Annotated in this window: 21 protein-coding genes and 1 pseudogene; 9 read left to right on the top strand and 13 right to left on the bottom strand. The window is 45.8% G+C overall.

Annotated features, from left to right (window positions below):
- Positions 1–134 precede the first annotated feature (134 nt).
- Together L876_RS0117125 and L876_RS0117120 are read left to right on the top strand one after the other, a co-directional pair.
- On the top strand, positions 135–1,529 hold the full coding sequence (locus tag L876_RS0117125) for an NfeD family protein (protein WP_028764919.1): 1,395 nt from the start codon (positions 135–137) through the stop codon (positions 1,527–1,529).
- The gene (locus L876_RS0117120; RefSeq protein ID WP_028764918.1) at positions 1,510–2,307 is read left to right on the top strand and encodes a slipin family protein; all 798 of its coding nucleotides are present in this window, start codon (positions 1,510–1,512) and stop codon (positions 2,305–2,307) included. Before L876_RS0117125 ends, L876_RS0117120 begins: the two co-directional genes overlap by 20 nt.
- A gap of 70 nt (positions 2,308–2,377) precedes the next feature.
- On the opposite strand, the gene rluF is transcribed toward L876_RS0117120, so the two are convergent.
- Together rluF and trhO are read right to left on the bottom strand one after the other, a co-directional pair.
- Positions 2,378–3,301, bottom strand: a complete 924-nt coding sequence (gene rluF / locus L876_RS0117115) for a 23S rRNA pseudouridine(2604) synthase RluF (RefSeq protein ID WP_028764917.1) — start codon at positions 3,299–3,301, stop codon at positions 2,378–2,380.
- 399 nt (positions 3,302–3,700) lie between these two features.
- Complete coding sequence (gene trhO, locus L876_RS0117110; RefSeq protein ID WP_028764916.1) at positions 3,701–4,687, bottom strand: oxygen-dependent tRNA uridine(34) hydroxylase TrhO; 987 nt, start codon at positions 4,685–4,687, stop codon at positions 3,701–3,703.
- 221 nt (positions 4,688–4,908) lie between these two features.
- On the opposite strand from trhO, the gene L876_RS0117105 reads away from it, so the two are divergent.
- On the top strand, positions 4,909–5,610 hold the full coding sequence (locus L876_RS0117105; protein ID WP_028764915.1) for a glutathione S-transferase: 702 nt from the start codon (positions 4,909–4,911) through the stop codon (positions 5,608–5,610).
- Between the two features lie 54 nt (positions 5,611–5,664).
- Here L876_RS0117105 and L876_RS0117100 read toward each other — a convergent pair whose 3' ends face one another.
- Entirely contained in the window at positions 5,665–6,276 is a 612-nt protein-coding gene (locus L876_RS0117100; RefSeq protein WP_037429137.1) for a LysE family translocator, read from the bottom strand.
- A 114-nt stretch (positions 6,277–6,390) separates the two neighbouring features.
- On the opposite strand from L876_RS0117100, the gene L876_RS0117095 reads away from it, so the two are divergent.
- Entirely contained in the window at positions 6,391–7,755 is a 1,365-nt protein-coding gene (locus L876_RS0117095; RefSeq protein WP_028764913.1) for an aminotransferase-like domain-containing protein, read from the top strand.
- A 115-nt stretch (positions 7,756–7,870) separates the two neighbouring features.
- On the opposite strand, the gene L876_RS0117090 is transcribed toward L876_RS0117095, so the two are convergent.
- On the bottom strand, positions 7,871–8,572 hold the full coding sequence (locus L876_RS0117090) for an aspartate/glutamate racemase family protein (RefSeq protein WP_028764912.1): 702 nt from the start codon (positions 8,570–8,572) through the stop codon (positions 7,871–7,873).
- Positions 8,573–8,965: 393 nt separating this feature from the next.
- Positions 8,966–10,824 (bottom strand): annotated as a pseudogene (locus L876_RS22010) (choice-of-anchor I family protein).
- Between the two features lie 406 nt (positions 10,825–11,230).
- On the opposite strand from L876_RS22010, the gene L876_RS0117080 reads away from it, so the two are divergent.
- From L876_RS0117080 to ilvN, 3 genes are all read left to right on the top strand, one after another.
- Entirely contained in the window at positions 11,231–12,442 is a 1,212-nt protein-coding gene (locus tag L876_RS0117080; RefSeq protein ID WP_037429136.1) for a multidrug effflux MFS transporter, read from the top strand.
- Between the two features lie 416 nt (positions 12,443–12,858).
- The gene (locus L876_RS0117075) at positions 12,859–14,580 is read left to right on the top strand and encodes an acetolactate synthase 3 large subunit (protein WP_028764910.1); all 1,722 of its coding nucleotides are present in this window, start codon (positions 12,859–12,861) and stop codon (positions 14,578–14,580) included.
- Positions 14,580–15,074, top strand: coding sequence for an acetolactate synthase small subunit (ilvN, locus tag L876_RS0117070; RefSeq protein WP_028764909.1), 495 nt, complete (start codon positions 14,580–14,582; stop codon positions 15,072–15,074). The genes L876_RS0117075 and ilvN overlap by 1 nt, the downstream gene beginning before the upstream one ends.
- Positions 15,075–15,181: 107 nt before the next feature.
- Here the strand turns inward: ilvN and L876_RS0117065 are convergent, their stop codons facing one another.
- Positions 15,182–15,619, bottom strand: a complete 438-nt coding sequence (locus L876_RS0117065; RefSeq protein ID WP_028764908.1) for a hypothetical protein — start codon at positions 15,617–15,619, stop codon at positions 15,182–15,184.
- A gap of 234 nt (positions 15,620–15,853) precedes the next feature.
- Between L876_RS0117065 and L876_RS0117060 the strand changes: the two genes are divergently transcribed.
- Positions 15,854–16,273 (top strand): hypothetical protein, encoded by a 420-nt coding sequence (locus L876_RS0117060; protein WP_028764907.1) that lies wholly within the window; start codon positions 15,854–15,856, stop codon positions 16,271–16,273.
- Positions 16,274–16,346: 73 nt separating this feature from the next.
- Positions 16,347–17,708: a leucyl aminopeptidase family protein gene (locus tag L876_RS0117055; RefSeq protein WP_028764906.1), complete on the top strand. Its 1,362-nt coding sequence runs from the start codon at positions 16,347–16,349 to the stop codon at positions 17,706–17,708.
- Between the two features lie 107 nt (positions 17,709–17,815).
- Here L876_RS0117055 and L876_RS0117050 read toward each other — a convergent pair whose 3' ends face one another.
- The 7 genes from L876_RS0117050 to L876_RS0117020 form a co-directional block, all read right to left on the bottom strand.
- Positions 17,816–19,411, bottom strand: a complete 1,596-nt coding sequence (locus L876_RS0117050) for an ABC-F family ATPase (RefSeq protein WP_028764905.1) — start codon at positions 19,409–19,411, stop codon at positions 17,816–17,818.
- A 272-nt stretch (positions 19,412–19,683) separates the two neighbouring features.
- On the bottom strand, positions 19,684–21,693 hold the full coding sequence (locus tag L876_RS22005; protein WP_248674655.1) for a S9 family peptidase: 2,010 nt from the start codon (positions 21,691–21,693) through the stop codon (positions 19,684–19,686).
- A gap of 219 nt (positions 21,694–21,912) precedes the next feature.
- Positions 21,913–22,143: a hypothetical protein gene (locus L876_RS0117040; protein WP_037429135.1), complete on the bottom strand. Its 231-nt coding sequence runs from the start codon at positions 22,141–22,143 to the stop codon at positions 21,913–21,915.
- A gap of 136 nt (positions 22,144–22,279) precedes the next feature.
- On the bottom strand, positions 22,280–23,038 hold the full coding sequence (locus L876_RS0117035) for an SDR family oxidoreductase (protein ID WP_028764903.1): 759 nt from the start codon (positions 23,036–23,038) through the stop codon (positions 22,280–22,282).
- Between the two features lie 4 nt (positions 23,039–23,042).
- Entirely contained in the window at positions 23,043–23,960 is a 918-nt protein-coding gene (mmsB, locus tag L876_RS0117030; RefSeq protein WP_428829725.1) for a 3-hydroxyisobutyrate dehydrogenase, read from the bottom strand.
- A gap of 33 nt (positions 23,961–23,993) precedes the next feature.
- On the bottom strand, positions 23,994–25,127 hold the full coding sequence (locus L876_RS0117025) for an enoyl-CoA hydratase/isomerase family protein (RefSeq protein ID WP_028764901.1): 1,134 nt from the start codon (positions 25,125–25,127) through the stop codon (positions 23,994–23,996).
- Positions 25,127–25,900 carry an enoyl-CoA hydratase gene (locus L876_RS0117020; protein ID WP_028764900.1) on the bottom strand — a complete coding sequence of 258 codons (774 nt, stop codon included), beginning with the start codon at positions 25,898–25,900 and terminating at the stop codon, positions 25,127–25,129. The genes L876_RS0117025 and L876_RS0117020 overlap by 1 nt, the downstream gene beginning before the upstream one ends.
- Positions 25,901–25,908 lie beyond the last annotated feature (8 nt).

Here is a 25,908-nt window from a genome sequence, read left to right as displayed (position 1 = left end):
AAGCGACGCAAATAGGTCAGCGTTTACATTACTTGCCGATAATTACCACAGCCATGCAAGCAAGTCAGCTATAAAACCTCTAATGGGTGCAATATCAACTAAACTTAACCATAAGCGATGTCTGAGGAGCCCTTATGTTTTCCATGTTTACACGCTTATTATTTACTCTTGGCTTGCTCGGTCTAGCCCTATTCTGTTACGGCCAAGTGAGTCCCCAATCTTCAGAAGCAACAAGTCATCAAACCATTACAGTGCTTAGGTTCGAAGGCGCTATCGGCCCCGCAGTGAGTGAATATTTGGTGAATGAAATTGTCCATGCCAATAATCTGAGTCAAACTGAGCAGCCCACCTTAATCCTTATAGTGCTCGACACCCCTGGTGGCCTCGTCAGTAGCTTAAGAGACATCAACCAAACAATCTTGGCCTCACAAATACCCATTGCCTGCTTTGTCGCCCCCGCTGGTGCTAGAGCCATGAGCGCAGGGACGTATATTCTTTACGCTTGCCATATTGCAGCCATGGCACCCGCTACAACCTTAGGAGCCGCTACGCCGGTACAGATGGGCAGCCCGTCATCGAGCCCAAAAGAGGACAGCAATGACGATAGCAGCGCCATGGAGCGAAAAGTGCTCAACGATGCCATCGCCTATATTCGATCGATAGCGCAACTTAGAGGCCGAAATCAATCCTGGGCAGAACTTGCCGTAAAAGAGGCTGCTACGCTCACCGCTGCGGAGGCATTAGAACAACAGGTGATAGATCTTGTCGCCGATAATGAAGATCAACTTATCGACAAGCTCAATGGCTGGCCACTCACCCTCGAACGAAACACCCAAAAACTCAATCTCAGCAATGCCATTTTGGTCGAACATCCAAGTGATTGGCGGAATCAACTAATCGCAACAATCACCAACCCAAATATTGCCTATATCTTGATGCTTATTGGCATCTACGGCCTAATACTTGAATTTTACAGCCCAGGCATTGGGCTGGCAGGGATTACTGGCGGGATAGCCCTAATTATTGCCATGTATGCGTTTCAGATGTTGCCGCTTAACTATGCTGGATTGGGCTTGCTACTGCTAGGTATTGTGTTACTTATCGCAGAGTCAATGGTTCCCAGCTTTGGCCTATTTGGTCTCGGTGGCGTCGTTGCCTTTTCAATCGGCTCACTTTTTTTACTCGATACTCAGCAGCAGTTTGCCATCTCTTTACCACTCATCGCAGCAGTAACTCTTACCTCGACGCTCTTTTCGCTGTGGGTACTATCCACGCTTTGGAGCAATAGACGTCGGCCTGTAGTTAGCGGTGATGCAGCAATCATAGGTGCTGTAGCAACAGTAGTTGAAGGCTTTGAACAACAAGGCATAGTGCACCTTGCAGGCGAAGAGTGGGCGGCCATTAGCGACACGCCTACTGAAACGAACCAACAGGTTAGAGTGATTGAACGCGATCACCTGACCCTCAAAATCGAACCACTGTTAGTCATGCCTAACGAGGAAGATACTCATGGAAACCCTAGCCTATAACACCAATCTATTTTTTGCTGCCTTGATGTTTTTCATCTTGGTGGTGCTATTTAGTACCTTTAAAATTTTAAGAGAATATGAGCGCGGTGTGGTCTTTATGCTGGGACGATTCTATAAGGTCAAAGGTCCTGGATTAGTGATAGTCATTCCGCTTGTGCAGCAAATGGTTCGTGTCGATTTGCGCACCGTAGTGATGGATGTGCCCACTCAAGATGTTATTAGCCGTGATAACGTATCGGTACGAGTTAACGCTGTGATCTACTTTCGGGTTATTGATGCTCAAAAAGCCATCATTAACGTCGAGGATTACCTGCAAGCGACTTCACAACTGGCTCAAACCACATTGCGATCGGTACTCGGGCAGCATGAGCTCGATGAGATGTTGGCCAACCGCGAAATGCTCAATACCGATATTCGCGCTATCCTCGATAGCCGCACCGACAGTTGGGGAATAAAAGTTTCCAATGTAGAGATTAAACATGTCGATCTCAATGAAACCATGGTTAGGGCTATCGCCAGACAAGCCGAAGCTGAGCGGACAAGACGCGCTAAGGTTATCCATGCATCCGGTGAGATGGAAGCCTCGGCAAAACTGGTGGAGGCGGCAGAAACACTCGCTAAAGAGCCCAACGCCATTTTGCTTCGCTACCTACAAACATTGACTGAAATAGCCTCTGAAAAAAATTCGACCATTTTGTTCCCATTACCCATGGATCTGCTTAGTGGTGTTTTAAATAAGGAGCAAAACCCTCAATCCACTCCAGCGAAAAAACCATAAACCACGAGTGTTTGACACAAAAAAGCGCCTTCTCGGCGCTTTTTAATGAGTAATCTTAACGTGTGAATACTTAACGTCTATGACCACTTTTTGCCGGTCTCGATGGCTTGCCACCGGTGCGCGATGCCGGTTTAGAGCCGCCTCGTCTGGGCGCACTTTTCTTGACATGCTTACTGTTTTTATTACCAGCGGGCTTGCTGCCACTCTTACTACTATGACCACCGCTGCGAGGCTTACTATTTTTACTACTTTTGGTTTTAGGGTTGGCCTCAGAGGAAGACCCTTCAGAGGCTTTCAATAAAACCATTAACTCATCGTCGGTGAGATCGCGCCACTCACCCACAGGTAAACCTTTTAAACTGACATTCATTATTCGCACACGATCTAACTTAGTCACTTCAAAGTTGAAATGTTCACACATACGGCGGATCTGGCGGTTTAACCCCTGGATCAGGGTGATCTTAAAACTCAGTGGCGATACCTTAGTGACCTTGCACTTTTTCGTCACCACACCAAGGATAGGCACACCGCCACTCATCCCAGCAATAAAGTCATCAGTAATGGGTTTGTTCACCGTCACTATGTACTCTTTTTCATGCTTATTACCAGCACGCAAAATTTTATTGACTAAATCACCATTATTAGTCAGAAAAATCAAACCTTGTGAGTCTTTATCCAAGCGACCAATGGGGAAGATTCGTGAGCTGTGGTTAACAAAATCCACAATATTGTCTCGTTCGGTGCCTTCAGTGGTACTAACAATACCCACGGGTTTGTTTAAGGCGATAAAAATAAAATCTTCTGCATCTTTTGGTTCAATCAATTGCCCGTTCACCTTAACAATGTCACCAGCAGAGACCTGATCACCTATGGTTGCACGTTTACCATTAATGAACACATTGCCCTGCTCAACATATCGGTCAGCTTCTCTTCGCGAGCAGATGCCACTTTCACTGATATATTTATTTAAACGGGTTGACGATTGATTGAACATAGGTGTTACTGGCCTTTTTACTGTTATCAAGCCATTATTTTAAAGACGTTTTAGCTTCTTTAATACAACGGCTTAAAAGGTGAATAATCGAGCGGTAATGTCTGCGCGAATTAAAGGCGTAATTAGAACATAGTTGCTTGTTGAAATATACCCACTTTACTGCGCAGGACAATGGCCATAAAAGTAAAAAGCGAGCATTGCTTAATGCAATACCCGCTTTTGTTGCTTACTTTAAAACCGTTAACAGAAGTCTTGCTGACAAACCAAAAAACTAACACCAAAACAGCTAACCACACTCTGCTAACCCTGCCGTAAAAATGAGTTGTCGCCCGATGCAACAAACTGCTAGCAGTAATATGAGTATAGCCTTCTATGGCGTTTTTACCTCTTTTACTCGGCTTATTTTTCAGTCTTGGTATTTTGACTTTGTTTTAACTGTGCTTTTTGCATGCGTCTTTGTTCAATTACGCTATTCACATCGCTGCCGATATGAGATTCGCCACGAGATTTAGCCAACTGAACTTGACGTTCACGCTCTTCAAAACGTGCTCGCTGTTTATCAGAAACCTTATCGATACAGTGTGGACAGCTCACGCCTTTGACATAATGCTCACTGGCTTTATCCGCTTCGGTGATCGGTAAGCGACAAGCATTACATTGATCGTACTCGCCTTTCTCAAGGTGATGATTTACCGATACTCGATTATCGAATACAAAACACTCGCCTTCCCATAAGCTTTCTTCTGGTTTTACCTCTTCAAGGTATTTAAGCACGCCACCTTCCAAGTGGTAAACCTCATCAAACCCTTGCTCTTTTAGGTAAGCGGTCGACTTTTCACAACGAATGCCACCAGTACAGAACATCGCCACTTTTTTGTGCTGATTTGGATCTAGGTTATCTTTGACATAGGCAGGAAATTCACGAAACGTTTGCGTCTTAGGATCAACCGCATGTTTAAAGGTGCCAATACTCACCTCATAATCATTACGCGTATCAATCAGTAACACGTCGGGATTAGAAATCAGTGCATTCCAATCTTGCGGTTTCACATAGGTGCCCACAACTTTACGAGGGTCGATACCCTCAACACCCATGGTCACAATCTCTTTTTTGAGCTTAACCTTAGTCCGATAGAACGGCATCTCATCATCAAACGATAACTTATAGACGATATTGTCCAGCCCAGGCTGGCCATCCAACCACGCAAGTAGTGAGTCGATTGCACTTTGGCCGCCCGCAACGGTGCCATTAATCCCTTCACTGGCAAGCAACAAGGTACCTTTAATCGATAAGGATTCCATCTGCGCCAATAACGGCTGCTGGATCTGTTCAAAGTGGGGTAACGCAACAAACTTATATAACGCACAAACGACGACTTGGGACATATTAACCTCTAACTGCTGGCTGAGGCTTAATCCCCAGTGCATGGTGGTGTGCAACAAAAAGTGACTTGCAGCACAAAATTGGCGGCGATTTTACCTAAATCACAGTCAAACAAACAGGGACAAAAAGTAAGGGTATATAGCCAGACAGAATAGAAAGTGGTGATTATGGTTTGCCATCACGGCCAAAGCAGTTAAAAATAGCGGCCAAAAAGGAGAAGTTGATGCCCCACCCCATACTGTACTCATTTAGACGTTGTCCCTACGCTATGCGCGCCAGACTGGGAATATTGCTTGCTCAGCAAACCGTTGCGTTAAGAGAGATAGTGCTTAAACATAAGCCCGACGCGATGCTAGAAGCTAGCCCTAAGGGGACCGTTCCTGTGTTACTGCTTGAAAGTGGTCAGGTCATTGATGAAAGTTTGGCAATCATGCAATGGGCATTGGCATGCAACGACCCCCACGATCTGCAGTTAAGTCAAACACCAACACTACAACAACAAGCCATGGCATTGATCGCGCAAAATGATACTGAATTTAAACCTTGGTTAGATAAGTATAAGTACGCGGATCGCCACCCTGAACATGACGAAAGCTATTATCGCGCTCAAGGTGAGCAATTCATCCAAGTCCTAGAGCGCCAATTGGCACATAGTGGTGCGCTGACAGACCAGACTAAACATCTCTCCCTGATTAACAACCGTCACAGCATCGCGGACTATGCCATATTCCCGTTCATTCGCCAATTTGCTCATGTCGATTTAACCTGGTGGAACTCCGCCCCGTTTCCACTAACACAGCGATGGCTGAGGCAGCATATAGAGAGCCCTTTATTTATTGCTATCATGGACAAATATCCTACATGGCTGGAAAGCGGTAAAAGCCACACCTTTGGTCCCAATATAGCGATTAATGAGTGCCCATGAAGGGGACAATTTTTTATATTGTCCCTTTTTAACACTGCAAATGGCGCGCTATGGCTAGTGAATCATCATAGGTATACACACTAGGAGTAGACCACTCATCAAATAGTTAAATCGCGCCCGTCTTTTCGGTGAACTAAGCTTATGACGGATGCCAGCACCTAGAAATACCCACGTAAATGAGGCTGGAAATCCGACCATATTAAACACCATCATCCCTGCAACAGCGCTCAACCAATAAGCATCACCTGCAAGTGTAAACGCACTACATAGGGTAACAGTGGCCATCCAAGACTTAGGGTTTATCCACTGAAATAGCGCCGCCTCTGATAAAGTCATCGGCTTAGCATCTTGAGCACAGATCTCATCACTTGTAGGCAAGCGAGCAATTTTCAGGGCTAGATAAAGCAGATAGATAAGCGACAGATATTTAAGTCCAGTGTGCAACTGTGGCCACTGCTGAAACAGCGCACCAAGTCCCAACAGCATAGCTAGGTGTAAACTACTTGAACCAATACGGATCCCTACCACATGAGGCACAGTTTTTTTGACACCATAATTAGCACCTGATGTGGCCAGTAACACATTGTTTGGTCCTGGCGTCATTGTCATGGTGGCACAAAACAGTGCTGCCGACGTCATTAAAGCCATTAATGATTCATCTATCATAATTAGTCATGCCTCCACACTACCCAGCAAAATTGTACGCATACAATTATTGACACAAAGTCGATTGCAGCTCATATTATCTTGATAATTATTTGGTTCAATGGATTTATTGTAATGGGTACAATTTGGACACCAAACTTAGCCGACTTTAACGGACCAAAATATCAACAACTTACGAGTGCAATCGAAGCCGCCATTCAATCCGGTGAAATTGGCCTACAGCAAAAACTCCCTCCTCAACGACGCCTAGCCGATGTATTAGGAGTGACGGTCGGCACGGTGACCCGTGCTTATGCACTGGCGGAGCAAAGAGGTTATGTTGAAGCAAAAGTGGGGGATGGTACCTATGTAAAGTCCCATCTGACGGCCGATACATCCCAACAGGTCAACTTGGCCACCTGTCAGCCACCGCTTGGCGATCAAACCAGTACTTTAAGTGATATCCTCGCTGATTTAGCCAAAGAACCAGCCAAACTCACTGAGTTAATGGGCTATCACGCTAACCCGCTCAATCATCATCAACGAGTGTTTCACCGATGGTTAACCTATCAAGGGATTAGCCATCACCCTGAGCAAATTCTGTTTACCCATGGTGCGCAGCAAGGCATATTCACGCTGTTAAATAGTTTACTCCAACCTGGAGAGGTATTACTGCACGAAGCACACTGCTATCCAGGGATAAAGGTTGCTGCAACCCAACTTAATATCAACCACTTTGGTATACCATTGACCAGTGAAGGGGTAGATCTGGAAGCGCTGACAACATTGGTTAAACAGCATCAACCAAAAGCTATCTATCTAACACTCAATAATCAAAACCCAACCTGCATTCAATACAGCATGGCACAGCGTATCGCCCTGCTGGACTTAGCGGTAGAACACCAATTTTATATCATCGAAGATGATGTCAATTACTGCCTCCCTGAAGAGTGGCACTTACCTTTGTGGCAGCAAGCACAACAACGCTCTGAAGCTGCCAGTCGACAAGTTGTCTACCTGTCGAGTCTATCGAAACGCTTTGGTGGCGGATTAAGACAAGGGTTTATGTTACTGCCCACCTCGATTATGGCGAACGTGAAATTAGCGCTGCATAGCCAATGCTGGATGGTGTCGCCCTTAAATGTTGAGATTGCTGCCAGAGTCATCACCAGTGGCAAACTCAGTGGCGAACGAGATACGCTGATCCGCGCTCGGCAGCAGAGATGTAAAGCCGTATTTAATGACTTAAGGCTTAAACATCGATGGCGAGGCTTAAATGGCTGGATACAGATGCCTACGCCAATCAAAGCACACCACCTAGTGACAGCGTTGGCCGCTAAGGGAATTTTAGTGCGCAATGGCGATGATTTCGATAATCACGATAACTATGTCCGCATCAGCATAGGCGGTGTTGTTAACGACACGGTTTTTGAGCAGATACTGCAGGAGATAAAACACTGCATCACTAACTTGCAGCACAGTACATACTCAGTGGTCTGATCTAACTTATAAGGTTCACAGAGGCAATAAATAAAGGCTACGGCATTAGGCGCTAAACATTTAGCGCCAAGCATAATCCCATGAGCTTTGCCAAAGCGAAGCGCGGATCACTCGTTCACACGCTGTCTATCAGTGCCAAGCGCACTGCACGCTCACAATGCAGCGCCGCAGTGTCATAAAGTGGTACGTCGGTATCTGTTTGGTCGACCAAGAGCGCTATTTCTGTACAGCCTAAAATTATCGCTTCAGCTCCTTGCTCCTTCAATGCGGTTATCACCTCAAGATACCTGGCTTTAGACGTTTCACTGATAATGCCGCAACAAAGCTCTTGATAGATAACATCATGAATGACTGTTTGCTCAGAGGGCGTCGGGACTAACGTTTCGATACCAAAATGGTTTGCTAGCCGGCCTTTATAGAATGCTTGCTCCATGGTGAAACGGGTACCTAAAAGACCGATGCGTTTGATCCCTTGCAGCTGTAACACCTCAGCCGTTGCATCGACAATGTGCACCAAAGGAATAGACACCGCATGGGCAATTTCATCAAATACTTTGTGCATAGTGTTGGTACAGATCAATATAAAATCTGCGCCCCCGCGTTCCACAGAAAGCGCCGCCTCACTCAATATCTTAGCGGTACCGCCCCAATCGCCCTGATGTTGCATAGCTTCAATTTCAGCAAAGTTGACACTGTTTAGCACAATTTGAGCCGAGGTTAATCCACCACATTCGCGTTTTATCCCTTGATTGATTTTTTGGTAGTAGGTTGCTGTCGACTCCCAGCTCATGCCGCCTAACAGGCCAATTGTTTTCATGAAAATCCCTTAATTTCTGTTATTGACCAAACGCATACCAATGCAACCTGACAACTTTAGCGCGACAGTCCCCTAACACCTCGCCAAAACTTCCAGAAAGACCATAATTGAATCATGACCATCCCATGATGCACATTGGCAACAGTTTTTTGGCTTAATATCCAATATATTTCATAAGCTTGCCTAAATTTCTCAATATTAAATGGGTGCCGCATCGAGGCGTTAAACGACAGCGAGTAGATAATGAGTATGCGGACATCTTCAGGCAATTATCTAGGGTTTGCAAGCCGCGCACAGGCATAAAATAACAAGGGAGTGCCAATCGCACTCCCTTGTTATTCAGTTTAATATAACGCCTAAAACAACTAAGGCTATTTTTAGCGTATTGGCGGCTTATAAGGCCAATTGATAGACACTTGTCGTTCCACTGACTTCATTGCCGATAATCAGTAACGGCTGCCCTGTTGGGCTACTTGCCGCACTGACAAATTTCATTCCCTCAGGGCCTAAGTCACCCGCCAGCTCCGGCGTACCGCTTATATCATTGCCATCAATGTCAAAATCAACCTCAAAATTGCGATTGATAACATAGTCCACAAACTGCACAGCAAATGGATTAGTGACATCGTAAATCATAAAGCCAGAAGTGCGCTCTAAGCCAATGAAAGCGTAATACTTATCACCTATCCGTCCTATCGCTAGAGCCTCTGGTTCAGCCCCTTTATCATCGCTGCGACTGTCGCCCTTGTTTTGTTCATTACTGTTATTAAAGTTATCAGCTAAGACAGCCGAGGTGATCCGCGCAAAATCGCTACCGCTGTCAAACACCTGTTGACCATTTTGATCCCAAATTGAGAATGAACGTCCACCATAAGCAAGGATTTTGTCATGATCACCATCACCGTCCTCATCGCCCATTGAGGTGGTGACCTTGAGTCGTGCCAACTGGGTCTTATCTTTCACCGCTGCAAATTGTGGATGGTTGGGATCTAAGACTAGATCTTCTGCCCGGGCCTCTTCTGAAAACCCCTTATAGTCACGTGAATCCCCTTCATTAGCCGTCACCACAAACTCGGCTCCATGCCAAGAGTAACTGGCGATAGTATCTGGCTGATACATGCCATAAACACCATCATAGGTTTGGAGGTTAACCCTATCGTCCTTATCACTGGCATCGATAGCGTTATGAGCTTGACCAAAGTCTTTGAGCCCTAATGGAAAAATGCTATCGATTGTTAAACTATCTAAATTTATTACCGCAATCGCGTTGTTCTCTTGCAAACTCACAAAGGCTTGCTTGCTATCACTTGAAACCGCAATATATTCAGGCTCTATATCTTGTGCAACTGTCGCCCCAGGGCCGTTGATTTTAATCAGTGGACTCAAGGCTTCAGCGCGGCTAGCACCAACATTAAATGCGCTAAAGTCGATGAAGCTAGCTGTTTTAGCGACAACGCCATCATCAACAGCAATCACAGCGATAGAACCCTGTGGATCGACACTATAGTCATCATTTGGCTCACCCTCATTGGCAACAATCACTCGCTTTCCATCATGAGTGAATACCACATTATCAGGCAGTGCTCCAACCTCTACCGCATGTTGATAAACGGCGGTGCCAGTATCATTAAGCAGATAGAAAGCAATCACTCCGTTGCCTTGCTTACTATTACCTAGGGTATCGGCGCGTTCTACCGCCACAGCTAGCAAGTTGTCATAAATGGCTAAGCTATTAACGCCGCCAAGCAGCGTTTGATTGACATCCTTAGCCACATCTAATGAGCGAAGCTTAGCCACGTTATTCAATTGTAGGCGGTCAGCATCTACTATCGGTGACGTAGCCAAATTTGATGCATCGAGGATATCAACCATGCCGCTGTTAGCATTGACCACAAAAATCTGTTTAGACGCCGCATGAAAATCAACAATTTCTGCAGCACTTTGACCAAAATCTCCCGACTCGAAGCGCCCAACTAGGTTAGCATGCAATCCGATACCGCTTGATGTGCAAAGGTACTGAGTCTGAGCAGTATCAATCTCTGATTCGTCAAGCACTCCGCTGATATTGCTGTCTAAGCCTGTTTGAATCATCTGGCCACCCAGCGCACATTGTGGGTCACCTATTTTAGTGCGGTAACCTTCACTAAACTGGCCACACCATTTTGCCCATCCACCCCATTTTTACCGTCATCACCGCTGCAGGCCGTTAACGTTAATCCGGCAATAAACGATGCGATTACTGTCATTCTCATTATAAAATTCCCACTTTTAATAAAGTTATGCCCAAATTCACGCCAAAATGACGCGATAAATAGAGGTAATCTAAGTGGAGATGACGACAGCTAAGTGACATTGAGATGACGTTTTGAAGACAAATTTATCGGTATTGTTCCCAAATTTTTACACTAATCGCGGCACAAAACAGCAAGCTATTCACTGAGAATCAACAAATCGCTCATCGAAAACCAACAAGCGCAGCAGTATAAAGCTTAAGCAAATATTTGTTACAAATCAGCTCAACAATCGATGGGGCTTTATGGATAAATCATTGGCCACTTTGGCTATAGATCCCTTACAATTAAGCTTCATTTCAGGTAACAACTCTCTTCCCCTTGTTATCAGCATATTTTCGTCATCAATTCATCACAAGAGGTATGAGTGAAGTCAACGTCGATCCCGAACCAAACCAATACAGCAAGCGTATTAAATTTGACGCTATTGATTCCTATGCTAGCGGCAATTGTGGCCATCACTCCCCTTGCGATTGATATGTATCTACCCGCTATGGCGACACTTGCTAGCAGTTTTGATTCAAGTATCACCACAGTGCAGCAATCTTTAAGCCTCTATCTTGCTGGGTACGCTCTGGGCATGTTGACGTTCGGCCCCATTGCCGATCGCATTGGTCGTCGGCCTCTGGTTATCATTGGCCTGAGTGGTTTTATGCTCGTTAGTCTAGCACTTGCGTTTGTGAAGAATGTTGAAGTGTTCCTTAGCTTGCGGTTTTTGCAAGCCTTCATTGGGGCAGCTGCAACCGTTGTTGTACCTGGGTATATCAAAGAGATCTACGGGGATAATACCGCCAAAGGGATGTCCTATGTTAGCTTGATCATGATGCTAGCCCCCCTACTGGCCCCCAGTGTTGGTAGCCTAATTTTAGAGTTTGGCGAATGGCATCTTATATTCTTTATCTTGGCATTCTATGCACTGTTTTTACTTAGCTTAGTGGTATTAAAGCTGAAAATGCCCAGTGATAGAGACCAAGGCAGTCGCAGCCAGAAGTCTTTTTTTGGTGCCTATGCCGTGGTCTTTACTAAGCCAGGCGTCAAACTGCATATTGCCAGTGGCGTTATGACCTCATTTGCTTTTTTCTGCTACTTAACTGCTTCGCCTTTTGTGTATATGGAAGTGTTTGGTTTAGATAAATCCCTGTTTGCGATTTTATTTAGCACAAATGTGGGCGCGTTAATGGCAGCGAACATTATCAACAGCCGTATTGTGGTCAAATATGGCTCGCGTCGAATGCTCAAAGCAGCCACGATTCTAGCCACTCTTGCTGGACTCGCGCTACTCAGCGTTAACCTATTAGAATTAAGTTTTCACTACACGGTTGCCATGCTCATCCCATTTATGGGCTTCTTAGGGATAATGTCAGTCAATGCTGATGCGATTGTGTTGATGAAGTTTCAACAAGAAACCGGCACTGCAACAGCGGTAATAGGCACATTACGCTTTGGCTGCGGAGCATTAGCTGGACCACTACTGGCGCTGTTTTACACAGGAACTGCCGTGCCCTTTTCGGCGTTAATGTTAGGCGCGGTGTGCTTGGTCGGTCTATTTCAGTTTTTCGCCCATCAAGCACAAAATTAGTGCTTATAGCCCAAAAACAGGTGACCTTGATGTTTATTACGTCACCTGTCCTCCACGACTTAATTTTAAGTCTCTTACTTTCAGCGCATTACTAGCAAGCGGCGGAGTGCTCCCACTCGGCTAATATCCACGCAAATCAAAGAAAATCAGGCCAAACCTTACAAGGTTTCGTTTTTAAAATGATGATTTTTATTCATCTTATAAATTTTTTTAAAGAAAATGCTTGTATTAGCAACTCTTTTTTATATGATGAAATTCTGTTCATTAGATAACAGTCACCCCTAGCCTACAGGCGAAAAGCAAATTTCAGGGTGGTTAGCGAGTTTGAATTACCCTTCAAACTTAATTATTCAAGCGATTACCGTCGCTGTAGCAAGATACTGCATACCGTAGCGGTAACTTATGAGGGATCACCAATGGAGAAGTTATCCGGCGCCAGCATGATCGTCCGTTCTTTAATCGACGAAGGCGTTAAACACATATTCGGCTACCCTGGTGGCTCAGTGCTCGACATCTATGATGCACTGCACCAGAAATCTGGCATCGAACATATCCTAGTTAGACACGAACAAGCCGCTGTGCATATGGCTGATGGCTACGCGCGTGCCACGGGCGAAGTTGGTGTGGTACTGGTCACATCAGGCCCTGGCGCAACCAATGCCATCACAGGGATTGCCACCGCTTACATGGACTCCATTCCCCTTGTGGTGTTATCTGGTCAAGTACCAAGTAATCTTATCGGCAATGACGCATTCCAAGAGTGTGACATGATTGGTATCTCACGCCCAGTGGTGAAACACAGCTTCTTGGTCACCGACGCCAAAGATATTCCGGGCATTATCAAAAAAGCATTTTATATTGCTGCAACTGGCCGCCCAGGTCCTGTCGTGGTGGATATTCCAAAGGATTGTTTAAACCCTGAGATATTGCACGAATACCAATATCCTGAAGCAATCAATATGCGTTCATATAATCCAACGACCACAGGTCATCGTGGCCAAATACGCCGCGGCTTGCAAGCGCTACTCAGTGCTAAAAAACCTGTACTTTATGTCGGCGGCGGTGCCGTGATCTCTGGCTGCGACCAACAAATTTTAACCCTATCTGAAAAGCTGGGGATCCCCGTTGTCAGCACGCTGATGGGGCTTGGTGCATTTCCTGGCACCCACGCGAATAGCATCGGTATGTTAGGCATGCACGGTTGCTATGAAGCCAATATGGCCATGCACAACTCAGATTTAATTTTTGGTATTGGGGTACGTTTCGACGATCGAACCACCAATAACGTTGAAAAATATTGCCCTAATGCAACCATTTTACATATTGATATCGACCCTTCCTCTATTTCAAAAACCGTAAGAGTCGACATCCCCATCGTTGGCTCTGCCGACAATATTCTAGACAATATGTTGGCATTGCTCGATGAAGATGAACATCTCAAAAATGATGAAGGTGCCATCGACTATTGGTGGAGCGAGATCAATCAGTGGCGTAGCCGCAATAGCTTAAGCTATGACAAAACCACTGACCGCATTAAGCCACAACAGGTCATTGAAACCCTGCATAAACTCACCAATGGTGATGCTTATGTGGCCTCTGATGTTGGTCAGCATCAGATGTTTGCCGCACTCTATTACCCGTTCAATAAACCTCGTCGTTGGATTAACTCGGGTGGCCTAGGCACCATGGGCTTTGGTTTACCTGCCGCCATGGGTGTCAAAATGGCCAAACCCGATGAAACCGTGATCTGCGTGACGGGTGACGGCTCGATTCAGATGAATATTCAAGAGCTATCAACTGCGTTGCAATACGATACACCGGTGAAAATCATTAACCTCAACAACCGCTTTTTAGGCATGGTGAAACAGTGGCAGGATATGATCTATTCAGGCCGTCACTCTCACTCTTATATGGACTCTGTACCTAATTTTGCAAAAATTGCAGAAGCCTATGGTCATGTTGGCATGACCATTAGCGATCCAGCTGAACTTGAGGCTGGCCTTGAAAAAGCGTTGGCTATGAAAGATAAGTTGGTCTTTGTCGATATCAGTGTCGATGAAACTGAGCACGTCTACCCCATGCTGATCCGTGGCGGAGCAATGAACGAGATGTGGTTAAGCAAAACGGAGAAAAGCTAATGCGCCGTATTATTTCTGTATTACTTGAAAACCAACCGGGTGCTTTGTCACGTGTCGTCGGCCTGTTCTCACAACGCGGCTACAATATTGAGACGCTGACTGTTGCACCAACAGATGATGCCACGCTCTCTCGACTTAACATCACCCTCGAAGCAGATGAAGCTGTGTTGGAACAGATTGAAAAACAGCTACACAAGCTGATTGATATCCTAAAAGTCTCCAACATTACTGAAGCTAGCCACATTGAGCGTGAGCTAGCCTTAGTAAAAGTAAAGGCAAAAGGTGCGGGACGAGAAGAAGTGAAACGCACTGCCGATATTTTCCGCGGTCAAATTGTCGACGTTACCGCTGAGCTATACACCATTCAGATGGCGGGCACCTCAGATAAACTCGATGCCTTCATCAGCGCTATTGGTGAGATCACTAAAGTGATTGAAGTCTCTCGGTCGGGTGTTGTCGGTCTTTGCCGCGGTGAGAAAGCAATGCGAGCGTAAACACATAGTGCTTAATGCAAAACGCCAGCAGTGAATGCTGGCGTTTTTATCTGGCTAAGATTGATAGCTTAGTCAGAGCGACTAGAACTATCAATATCAGAGTGATATTACTTCAATGTCACCACTTCACCCGTTAATGCCACACCCGCAATCATTGCCCCTGCACCACATTGAAAGGTCTCTTCGCTTGAGGTTAAGTTATTTTTATAATTTGATTTAATGTTAACGACAGCATTACCACCTTGCTTTTTCGCACTCTTTTTAAGTGCAATCATTGCCGACAGAAATACCCATTGGCAGGCTTCTTGATCAGACTTATTAAACGCATTGGTTTTTTTGTTAGTCTTAAGCTCACCAAATTTGTTAACGGTTTCACCATATGCTTGCTCACCAAAATAAAATTGAACGTCGTTACCCAACTTCGTTTTTGCTGTTTCAGTGCTCAATGCATCAGCAATCGAATAGCTACCAACATCATCTCGAGCTGATGCAATTGATGAAATAAGTGCAAGAGAAGATAAAGCAAGAATGAAAATTTTTTTCATGTTAAACAATTCCATTTATGTCATTTACTGATTGGTATTATGGTTTTTAATCAAAGATACATTGGATTAAGAGCGATACTTATTATGCCAAGAGATTATACCAGCACAACATTATTAGCTAAATGAATCCAATATGGCCCTCATAATGTCTACCATTTTAACATCTTGTGGCCATCATTGAGATAGCCAGATTAAAAGATATGCCAAAAGCTTACCATGTGAGACAATCGCGCCATGAGAGTTTATCGTAAGTTTCACAAAGCACCGGTAAGAGTCTTACGCATCAGCCGTAAGCGCTTTGGGCTGCGTTTAAAACGAGACATGTTAGTGCTCAAAGATGCCCTGTCTCAAGAAAAGCAGGAAACCAAAGATATGTTGGTAACCTATAAACGTTATACCCGTAAGCAAGCCAATAAAGATGAGCTTAAACTCGCCAATCAGCAATTAGCCGACTTAATCAAAGGCCTTGGTTTAGGCATGTTTGCCGTATTGCCATTTGCGCCAATCACTATTCCGATTGTGGTTAAATTGGGCAAGGTTGTAGGCGTTGAAGTATTGCCAAGTTCTTTCAATAATTTATCAGAAAGAAAAGCGCATTTAGGCAGACTAGCTCAACAACAAAAACGCAGTGTAGAAAAAGCCAGCAGTAAATAACGCTCGGCTTTTACCCTGTGGCTTCCGCGTGCTAGTCTTAGGTAATTTTTGACCTAAAATAAGATGATGCCCCATGACTCAACACCTCCTATCTGGTACTGAAGGAATCCCCCTTTCAATTATTGCTGCCGATGAATTCACAGCATGGCTTGAACAACAACCTAGCGCTCAGCAAACTTGGTTAACTAACACTAAATTTTCAGGCAAAGGCCTCAGTGTTATCCCTGGCCCAGACGGCAGCATTGCACAGGTGATCTACGTCACCCCAGAGGTCGATTCATATTGGGTATGTGGCGATATCGTTAATGAACTGCCTTCCAACCAATACCGCCTTGATGCCAATGAAACGCAGATGAAAGTTGCTGCATTTAGCTGGGCTCTTGGTGCCTATAAATTTGATCGCTACAAAGCCAATGACAAACAGTATCCACAATTGGTGATCAATAACCCACAAATCGTCGAGCAAACCGCTAAGTTGGTCCGCTCTGTCGCCATGGTACGTGATCTGGTTAACACCCCCGCGGCCGACATGATGCCACAGCACCTTGGTGAGCAGATGGAAGCCTTAGCCGATGAGTTTGGTGGTCAAGTCACACAGATTGTTGGGGACGAGCTGATCGCACAGAACTACCCCACTATCCATATGGTTGGCCGTGCCAGCGAAAATTTACCCCGTCTTATCGACTTAACCTGGGGTGATGAAAACGCACCGAAAGTGACCTTAGTCGGTAAAGGTGTATGTTTCGATTCTGGCGGGCTAGACCTTAAACCAGGCGCAGGCATGCGTTTAATGAAAAAAGATATGGGAGGAGCTGCCCATGTTATCGGTCTGGCACACCAGATCATGGCCAGCAACCTGCCAGTTCGCCTGCGAGTCTTGGTGCCTGCCGTTGAAAATGCGGTATCGGCAAATGCATTTCGTCCTGGTGATGTGATCACCACTCGTAAAGGTTTAACCGTTGAAATTGATAACACAGATGCTGAAGGACGTTTAGTCTTATGTGACGCGTTAGCTGAAGCCAGTGATGACAATCCTGAGCTCCTTATCGATTTCGCTACCTTAACGGGCGCAATGCGTATCGCCTTAGGCACCGAGCTACCAGGATTTTTCAGTAATGATGATGACGTCGCGCTTGGATTCACTGCAGCGGGCCTAAAAGTAGAAGATCCGGTATGGCGCATGCCATTGCATAAACCCTATATGGAGCTAACAGGCAGTGATATTGCCGATCTCGCCAACTGTGGTAAGACACCATTTGGGGGCGCAATCACCGCAGCGCTTTACCTTGAGGCCTTTGTTGATAAGAAAATCAGCTGGAGCCATTTTGATGTTATGGCTTGGAACAATCGTAAACTCCCAGGGCGTCCTGTGGGTGGGGAAGCCTTTGGTATTCGCGCGGTATTTGAATACCTACAGCAACGTTTCGATAAATAGCGGTAATTAACACGCCGACTCTCGCTAATCTTTAGCGTTAATCGGCGTTCATAAAAAAGCCCAAGGAAGTTTAACTTCCTTGGGCTTTTTATTATCAGCAAACGCGATTAGGCATCAACACCCTTGCTGCGTAGGAACTCATCATAAGTCCCCTTGAAGTCATTGACCCCATTCGCGGTCACTTCAATAATACGGGTCGCCAATGATGATACAAATGCTCGGTCATGACTGACAAAGACTAATGTACCTTCATACATCTCTAGTGCATTGTTCAGTGATTCAATCGATTCCATATCTAAGTGGTTGGTTGGCTCATCCATCACCAAGATATTTGGCTTTTGCATAATCAGCTTACCAAACAACATGCGGCCCTTCTCACCACCAGACAGGACGCGAACAGACTTCTTGATATCATCAGAACCAAATAGCATACGACCTAAGTAACCACGGACACTCTGATCATCATCTTCAGGCTTACGCCATTGACTCATCCACTCAAACAAGGTCATGTCATTTTCAAAATCAGACTCATGATCCTGCGCATAGTAACCGATTGCCGCGTTTTCAGACCATTGAATGGTACCGCTATCTTGGGGGATGTCATGGATAAGAGTACGTAACATGGTGGTCTTACCCACACCGTTCTCACCCAATACCGCAATTCGTTCGCCCACTTCAGCAATCAGGTTGACGTCTTTGAATAAAGGATTTTGATCAAAACCTTTAGTCAGATTTTCAACCACTAGCGCGTTACGGAACAGTTTCTTCTCCTGTTCAAAGCGAATAAATGGATTCACACGGCTAGAGGCTTTGACTTCTTCCAATTTGATCTTGTCGATCTGTTTAGCACGAGAGGTCGCTTGCTTAGCTTTAGATGCGTTGGCCGAGAATCGAGCAACGAAACCTTGAAGCTCAGAGATCTGGGCTTTTTTCTTAGCGTTGTCAGATAACAAACGTTCACGAGCTTGGTTTGCCGCCATCATATATTCATCATAGTTACCAGGATAAACACGTAATTCACCGTAATCCAAGTCAGCCATATGAGTACACACTGAGTTCAGGAAGTATCTATCATGCGAGATGATGATCATGGTGCTATTGCGCTGATTAAGCATCTCTTGTAACCAACGAATAGTGTCGATATCCAAGTTGTTGGTCGGTTCGTCGAGGAGTAACACATCTGGATCGCTAAATAACGCCTGAGCCAATAGTACACGTAGTTTAAACCCTGGTGCTATTTCACTCATCAAGCCAAAATGTTGCTCTAACGGAATACCAACACCAAGTAGTAACTCACCAGCACGAGATTCGGCGGTATAACCGTCCATCTCGGCAAACTCCATTTCAAGATCAGCGACTTTAATACCATCTTCTTCGGTCATTTCAGGTAAAGAGTAGATACGGTCACGCTCTTGCTTTACTTTCCATAGGTCGGCATGCCCCATGATAACGGTGTCAACCACGTTAAACTCTTCATAACCAAACTGGTTCTGGCTTAGCTTACCTAAGCGCTCATTAACGTCTAAAGAGACATTGCCAGAGGTTGGCTCAAGTTCGCCGCCTAAGATTTTCATAAAGGTTGATTTACCACAACCATTAGCACCGATAAGACCGTAACGGTTACCGCCGCCAAATTTGACTGAGATGTTTTCAAACAGTGGCTTAGAGCCAAACTGCATGGTGATATTAGCTGTAGTGATCAAAGTGAGATTCCGAAAATTAGTTAAGCGTAGCGCCTGCTCCCTTAAATCCTACGCCGTAAACAAACAGTATAAATACCGTCTGTGCCTGGCTGATTAAAAAGCGCGCTAAAATGGACAAATTAAAGCGCGCTACTATAGCGATTTAGCCCCCAATTAGCAACTTTAACTGCAGCGGGTAACACTAGTGGCTCTAATTTATGCACTAATTTATAGCACTGGGGATGTGGTTAGCTTTCCCTACAAAGTTTGCCATAACACGACAGTCTAATAAATTAACGGACTTGGGGATCCATGACAGGTAAGTGTTCGCTATTGTCTAAGGTGAGCGTTTGAATATTACCTGCGGGCTTAAAACCAAAAACTTGGCCATAAAACGACAGTTCAGCTTCTAGCGCTGCAATCTGATTGGCCGGTTTTTGCAATCCGTGCCCTTCATCCTCATAGCTAAGCAGTGCGCTTGGCACGCCGCGGCTCTTTAGCGTATAAAAGATGGACAGTGATTGATCGGGTGGCACAATAGGGTCGTCCAACCCGCGTATGAGCAACAAAGGCTCGGTCAGTTGATCGAGGTGATAGAGTGGCGAACGATCGCGATACACGCTTGAACCCGGTTTTAAATCACCAACCAATTGATCTAAATAACCTTGTTCAAATTTGTGGGTTAACTTATCTAAAGAATCTAAGTCACTAATACCAGAATAAACCACGCCGGCACTAAAGGTGTCGTAAAAAGCCAGTGCCGATAACACGGTGAAGCCCCCTGCACTGCTGCCACGTATTGCCAGTTTTTTACCATCGACCCATCCACGTTCAACCAGATAATTTGCCGCCTGCACAGCATCTTCAACATCGGCTTGACCCCATAATCCATAGAGGCTGCGACGATAATCACGGCCAAAACCCGAGCTACCGCGATAGTTAAGATCTAACACCGCAAACCCGCGGCTGGTCCAAAACTGAATGTCGCGGCGAAAACTCAAACTGGCACTGGCAGTTGGCCCACCATGCATCATCAGCAACAGCGGTGGGCGCTGATCTGACGGCGAGAGATAGTTAGGGTTACGTGGGCCGTAATAATACCCGTGCACAGGTGTATCACACGTGGCAGAAGTAAAACTGATGGTTTGTGCACGTGCAATATAATTGGGGTCAACCACTGGTAACTGTGGTGCATAAACAAGTTCTACACCGCGCCCCTTAACGCGATAGATCCCCTTTTCTGGGGTGGCTTTATTGCCGACAAAATAGACACCATCAGAACCTTTAATTACTTGCCTCACATCGGCAAATTCCGCAGCAATCGTGCTGACTAAGCCACTGTCTAAATCAATTCTGACTAGTTCTGTCTTACCTTTGCTTTTGTAGCTCGCGATAATGGTATCTTCAGATTCAAATGCATAATTATGATTACCCATCATCCAATCAGGCACCGCAAACTCGGCCGACTCTTGCTGTACTTTCTCAAGGGTTCCCTCTGCTGTTATACGGTAGATGTTCCACCAATTATCGAAATCAGCAATAAAGTAAAGCTCACCGCTAGGGCTATATAAAGGTTGGGTGATGGAGCCAGAGTGCCCTGCAAGCAACTGTTTAGGTTCACCAACGTCCCCTGCGGGTGTTAAGTCCGCCACCCACAACTGAGTGATGTCCCAGGGCATATTTGGATGTTGCCAGCTAATCCATGCAAGCTGGCTGTTATCGGGGGAAACGCGCGGCGAAGCGTAAAAATCTTGTCCACTGAATAAGGTTTGCCCTTCATTTTTAAAGTTAAGGTTAAGTGAAACAAGACTAGAAGTTGGCGTACCTGGTTGTCGATGATCTTCACGCACGCAGACGAGCCGCGACCCTTTAGGGTATGAGACACAATCCGCATGACGAGTGCCATTCGGTGTTAAGGCAACAGGCTCTTGATTCGGTGCGAATCGATACAGGCGTTGATCATCTCGCTTAACCGCAAATAAACTATTGCCAATACCCAGTAACGGCGCGCCGCCATATTCATGAACCCGGGTTTTAACGTCAAACTGGGCGCTCACGGCTTCTGTTAGCTCACCTTTCAGAGCCAGTCGTTTAATACCTACTTTCCCCTCATTCTCACTGTCTGAAAGTGAGAAATACAGCGCTTCATCAACACTTTGCAAAACACCTATCCGATCAGAGGGACCATAGACATCCTCAGCAGAGATAGTCGATATCCAACTGCCATAATCCTCAATCATTCGGCCGCTACGTTGGTCAACAGCCTGTTTTTCATCGGTGTTTTTTGGGCCGCAAGCAAGAATAAAGCCCCCTGCAAATAGGGCAAACAGAGTGAGAGTTAGATAGGAGCGAATACTTAGTACGCCTTGCACAGCCACCTCAATACTTACGCCACTTGCACTTATGGGCCTGTGACTATTGTATGGCTAGGACATTCAGCCACAAAGGGATAAATTTAACTTATTTTACATAAACTTAAACATATAGAAAGGTTATATAACCGCACATTCCACTAAACAGGCCTACTTACGCTTAAATGGCAACTTCTGCTTCAGCCAAAGCCGAGTATTAACTTGTTGCTGCGGGTTTAAACCGAAATAGATACATAACCATGGTGAGATCAAAATATACCAAGGTAAAGTGGCGCTACCTTGCTGTTGAAATAGTAGGTAGAAAAATCCAACGTAGATGACCAATACTCCAACAATGCCAATCAGTAGCATCAGACGCTTAGTCAATCTCTCTATCCACATACCTTTGCTCCTTTGATTCTTGGTCAATCTGAGTGGTTTTCATTATTACCTATTTAACTGCGCATTTAAATCATTCAATAAAAAACGGGCTAATGCCCGTTTTTGTGTTTAAGCGTGACCACTATTGTCAGCGCTTTTAAATGCGAATGCCGCCATCAATTTCAAAGACTCTACCGTTAACATAATCATTTTCGATAATGAATTTTACGGTCGAGGCGATTTCACCCGCTTGGCCTAAACGCCCAACAGGAACCATCTTCTCTAGACGCTCAAGCGCTTCAGGTTTCATTGCCGCCGTCATTTCGGTTTCGATCACACCAGGGGCAACCGCCGCACTACGAATATTGTACCGCGCAAGCTCCTTTGCCCAACCAACTGACATCGCTGCAACGCCCGCTTTAGACGCGGCGTAGTTGGTTTGACCTATATTGCCCGCCTTAGCCAAACTGGAAATATTAATGATCACGCCTTGCTGCTCAGACTCAATCATAGCTGCGGCGGCTTCTCGTCCACACAAAAACGAGCCGGTGAGATTAACATTGATCACCGCTTGGAACTGCGCGAATGACATGCGGTCGATAACCTTTCCCTCTTTGGCTTTAACCAACATGCCATCGAGTAAAATACCAGCGTTGTTAATCAATACGTTAACCTGACCAAAATCTTCCAAGATATAGCCAAAACCTGCCACCACATCTTCTTCGTCAGTAATATCGAAAGCGTAACCTTGCACTTCCGTTGCCGCGCCGATATCAGCACAAGCACGTTCAAGTTTCTCTTGATCGACATCGATAAGCGCCAATTTCGCACCAGCAGCAGCCAGTTCTTGCGCCATTGCAAAACCAAGTCCGCCTGCGCCACCCGTGATGACAACTACCTTATCTTTTAAATCCATCAATCTACCCTTTCTTATTAAACTGCTCAAAAATACTGGAGAAATCTCGCTTACCATTACCCTGGCGAGCATGATTCACATATAAACTGCGGGCTAATGCCCCCATTGGGGTGCTCGAATTAGACAATAATGCCGCTTCTTGGGACAAGCCTAAATCTTTAACCATCAAGTCGACCATGAAACCTCCCTGATAATCGTTGGATGATGGCACCTTTTCCATCACGTCTGGACAAGGATTATATTTATCTAGCGTCCAATTACCACCACTACTGACTTTCATGATCTCAGAAAGCACTTTTGGATCAAGGCCATGATCTATACCCATCTGAATAGATTCACTGGTACCCACCATCAAGACAGACAACAACATATTGTTGCAGATTTTTGCCACCTGACCAGCGCCCGCGCCACCCGCATGAAAAATATTCGCCCCCATCGCATTAAGAACACCTTGGGCTTGCTCAAAAGCGTGGTCACTACCACCGCAAATAAACGTGAGAGTACCACCAGCAGCGCCTGCGGTGCCGCCCGATACAGGCGCATCGATAAATTCCAGCCCCTTGGTTTGGGCCTGTTCGGCAACAACGCGGGCACTGTGCGCATCAATGGTCGAGCAATCAATTAATAGCGTACCATCCGCGACGACATCAATAATGCCTTTATTGCTCTCGTCACCCAGATATAAGCCCCGAACATGTTTCCCCGCTGGTAACATAGTGATCACCACATCCGCGGACGCTGCTGCCGCACACGCACTTGGCGCAGGAATAGCCCCCTGCTCACTGACGTCATGTAACGCCTGAGCCGATAGGTCGAACGCTTTAACGGTAAAGCCCGCCTTCACGAGATTGACAGCCATAGGGCCGCCCATGTTTCCTAATCCAATAAATGCAACAGTACTCATCTTTTGCTCCTTTATCAGGGTTGCCCCTTTAAAAAACTGTGACTTAAACCACTAACAGCCCAGCTGATTCAACGGATGTTCATCACTCGACCATGGTGAGGCCATCAGCTTTTCAATCGCAAGCGCAGGGACCTCATCGACCGTGGCATATTGCCACTTAGGTTGGCGATCTTTATCAATCAGTAATGCACGAACCCCTTCGACAAAGTCGCCACTGGCACAGCAATTACAGCTAAGCGCTAACTCAAACTGAAACACCTGTTCAAGACTCATATCAGTGCCTAAACGTGATTGCTGATCAATTAGACATAGACTTAACGGGCTACCTGCCAACAAGGTTTTTAATGCCCTATCGAGCCAAGGTTCTATGGTTTTCTCGCCACTCGCCCTTGCTAGCACTTGAGATAAGTCGCCACTCATCAACTCATCAATCTGTGATTGATTGACCGCAAGTGTACTCTCTGCAAGCGGGACAGCGCAGCGGCCAGTCATCGCTTCTAACAGTGCGTTGAGTTTGCTGTGGTTCGCACCAATATCCCCTTCCCAGTCGACACTAGCAAGGGCATCAAATAACGGCTCTTTATCATGACTATTTAAATAGTGATTACCAAGGCCGACAAAATGCGCATCGGCGCCACTCATGTTGTAAGCGGTCATGCCAAGAAAACGACCTAGGTGGCCGGGCATGCGATTTAGGAAATAGCTACCACCCACATCAGGATAGAGACCTATGGTGACTTCAGGCATGGCAATACGCGAACGCTCAGTGACCACACGATGACTTGCCCCAGCCATGAGTCCGAGACCGCCGCCCATCACAATGCCATCCCCCCACACTAATACGGGTTTATCGAAAGTATGCAGCAGATAGTCAAGTTGATATTCTTGCGCAAAAAATGCTGTAGCAATGTCACTGATCTCACCAGAGTGCGCTTTTGAGGCATGAAACAAGGCTCGTACATCGCCACCAGCACAAAATGCTTTTTCGCCAGCGCCATCCAATACCACCATGGCAATGGCATCATCTTGCGCCCAGCTGGTTAGCTGCTTAGTCAATGCCTGGATCATCTCCATGTTTAACGCATTAAGCGCTTTTTCCATGTTAAGCGTTGCGACCCCAACCTGTTTGCCCGATAAGGTGCCTAGCGTTTGAAAGATAACACTATTAGTTTGTTCACTGTTCATTAGCTGTTAGTCCAATTTGCCTTGCGCTTATCCAAAAACGCATTAACGCCCTCTGCTTGATCGTCCGTATCAAACAAGCCCACAAATAGCTCACGCTCAACAGGTAGGGCTTGGCTGCGAGGCATAGCTCGTCCAGCCTGAATAAGCTGTTTACAAACGGTCACGCTACTTGGACTTTGATTAGCAACCTTGTCAGCAAGCGCCATCGCGCTGTCTAACGCGCTGCCTTTGGCGACAACCTCTTCTACCAATCTCAATGACAGTGCTTTGGTAGCATCGACACGTTCACCACACAATATCATACGTTTTGCCCAACCTTCGCCGACCAATGCAGTCAGATTCTGTGTCCCACCAGCACAGGGGAGTAGGCCAACGGTTGCTTCAGGCAGTGCCATCACCGCTTGTTCCTCGGCAATACGAATATCACAGGCCAAGGCGACCTCTAAGCCGCCTCCCATGGCATAGCCATTTATTGCCGCAATCGACACTCCACGAAACCCACTTAAGGCTTCAAATGCTTCACCAAAATGTTTAGCCATAGTGGCCGCGTTACCTTTATCACCATCGGCAAACAGTTTCAGATCGGCACCAGCACTAAAGAACTTTTCACCTTCTCCAGTTAACACCAACGCGTAGATAGATTTATTGGCATTGAGCTCAGTCACTTTTTGTTTAAGCAGTTGCAAACTGTCAGCCGTCCAGGTATTTGCTGGCGGGTTATTCATCGTTAATACGGCCGTATGGCCAACAATTCTTTCAATAATGGCAGTCATATCTATAT

The sequence above is a fragment of the Shewanella colwelliana ATCC 39565 genome, assembly GCF_000518705.1.
Classification (GTDB): Bacteria; Pseudomonadota; Gammaproteobacteria; order Enterobacterales; family Shewanellaceae; genus Shewanella; species Shewanella colwelliana.
The sequence above is the reverse complement of the archived record's forward strand: the minus strand, read 5'-3'. Positions and strand labels throughout refer to the sequence as shown.

Coding starts and splice junctions, on each gene's coding strand:
- L876_RS0117020 (WP_028764900.1), bottom strand. CDS start 25,900: ATGACTGCCATTATTGAAAGAATTGTTGGCCATACGGCCGTATTAACG.
- trhO (WP_028764916.1), bottom strand. CDS start 4,687: ATGTCCCAAGTCGTCGTTTGTGCGTTATATAAGTTTGTTGCGTTACCC.
- L876_RS0117060 (WP_028764907.1), top strand. CDS start 15,854: ATGAGAGTTTATCGTAAGTTTCACAAAGCACCGGTAAGAGTCTTACGC.
- L876_RS0117125 (WP_028764919.1), top strand. CDS start 135: ATGTTTTCCATGTTTACACGCTTATTATTTACTCTTGGCTTGCTCGGT.
- L876_RS0117055 (WP_028764906.1), top strand. CDS start 16,347: ATGACTCAACACCTCCTATCTGGTACTGAAGGAATCCCCCTTTCAATT.
- ilvN (WP_028764909.1), top strand. CDS start 14,580: ATGCGCCGTATTATTTCTGTATTACTTGAAAACCAACCGGGTGCTTTG.
- L876_RS0117035 (WP_028764903.1), bottom strand. CDS start 23,038: ATGGATTTAAAAGATAAGGTAGTTGTCATCACGGGTGGCGCAGGCGGA.
- L876_RS0117075 (WP_028764910.1), top strand. CDS start 12,859: ATGGAGAAGTTATCCGGCGCCAGCATGATCGTCCGTTCTTTAATCGAC.
- L876_RS0117095 (WP_028764913.1), top strand. CDS start 6,391: ATGGGTACAATTTGGACACCAAACTTAGCCGACTTTAACGGACCAAAA.
- L876_RS0117040 (WP_037429135.1), bottom strand. CDS start 22,143: ATGTGGATAGAGAGATTGACTAAGCGTCTGATGCTACTGATTGGCATT.
- L876_RS0117120 (WP_028764918.1), top strand. CDS start 1,510: ATGGAAACCCTAGCCTATAACACCAATCTATTTTTTGCTGCCTTGATG.
- L876_RS0117105 (WP_028764915.1), top strand. CDS start 4,909: ATGCCCCACCCCATACTGTACTCATTTAGACGTTGTCCCTACGCTATG.
- rluF (WP_028764917.1), bottom strand. CDS start 3,301: ATGTTCAATCAATCGTCAACCCGTTTAAATAAATATATCAGTGAAAGT.
- L876_RS0117090 (WP_028764912.1), bottom strand. CDS start 8,572: ATGAAAACAATTGGCCTGTTAGGCGGCATGAGCTGGGAGTCGACAGCA.
- L876_RS0117065 (WP_028764908.1), bottom strand. CDS start 15,619: ATGAAAAAAATTTTCATTCTTGCTTTATCTTCTCTTGCACTTATTTCA.
- L876_RS0117100 (WP_037429137.1), bottom strand. CDS start 6,276: ATGATAGATGAATCATTAATGGCTTTAATGACGTCGGCAGCACTGTTT.
- L876_RS0117025 (WP_028764901.1), bottom strand. CDS start 25,127: ATGAACAGTGAACAAACTAATAGTGTTATCTTTCAAACGCTAGGCACC.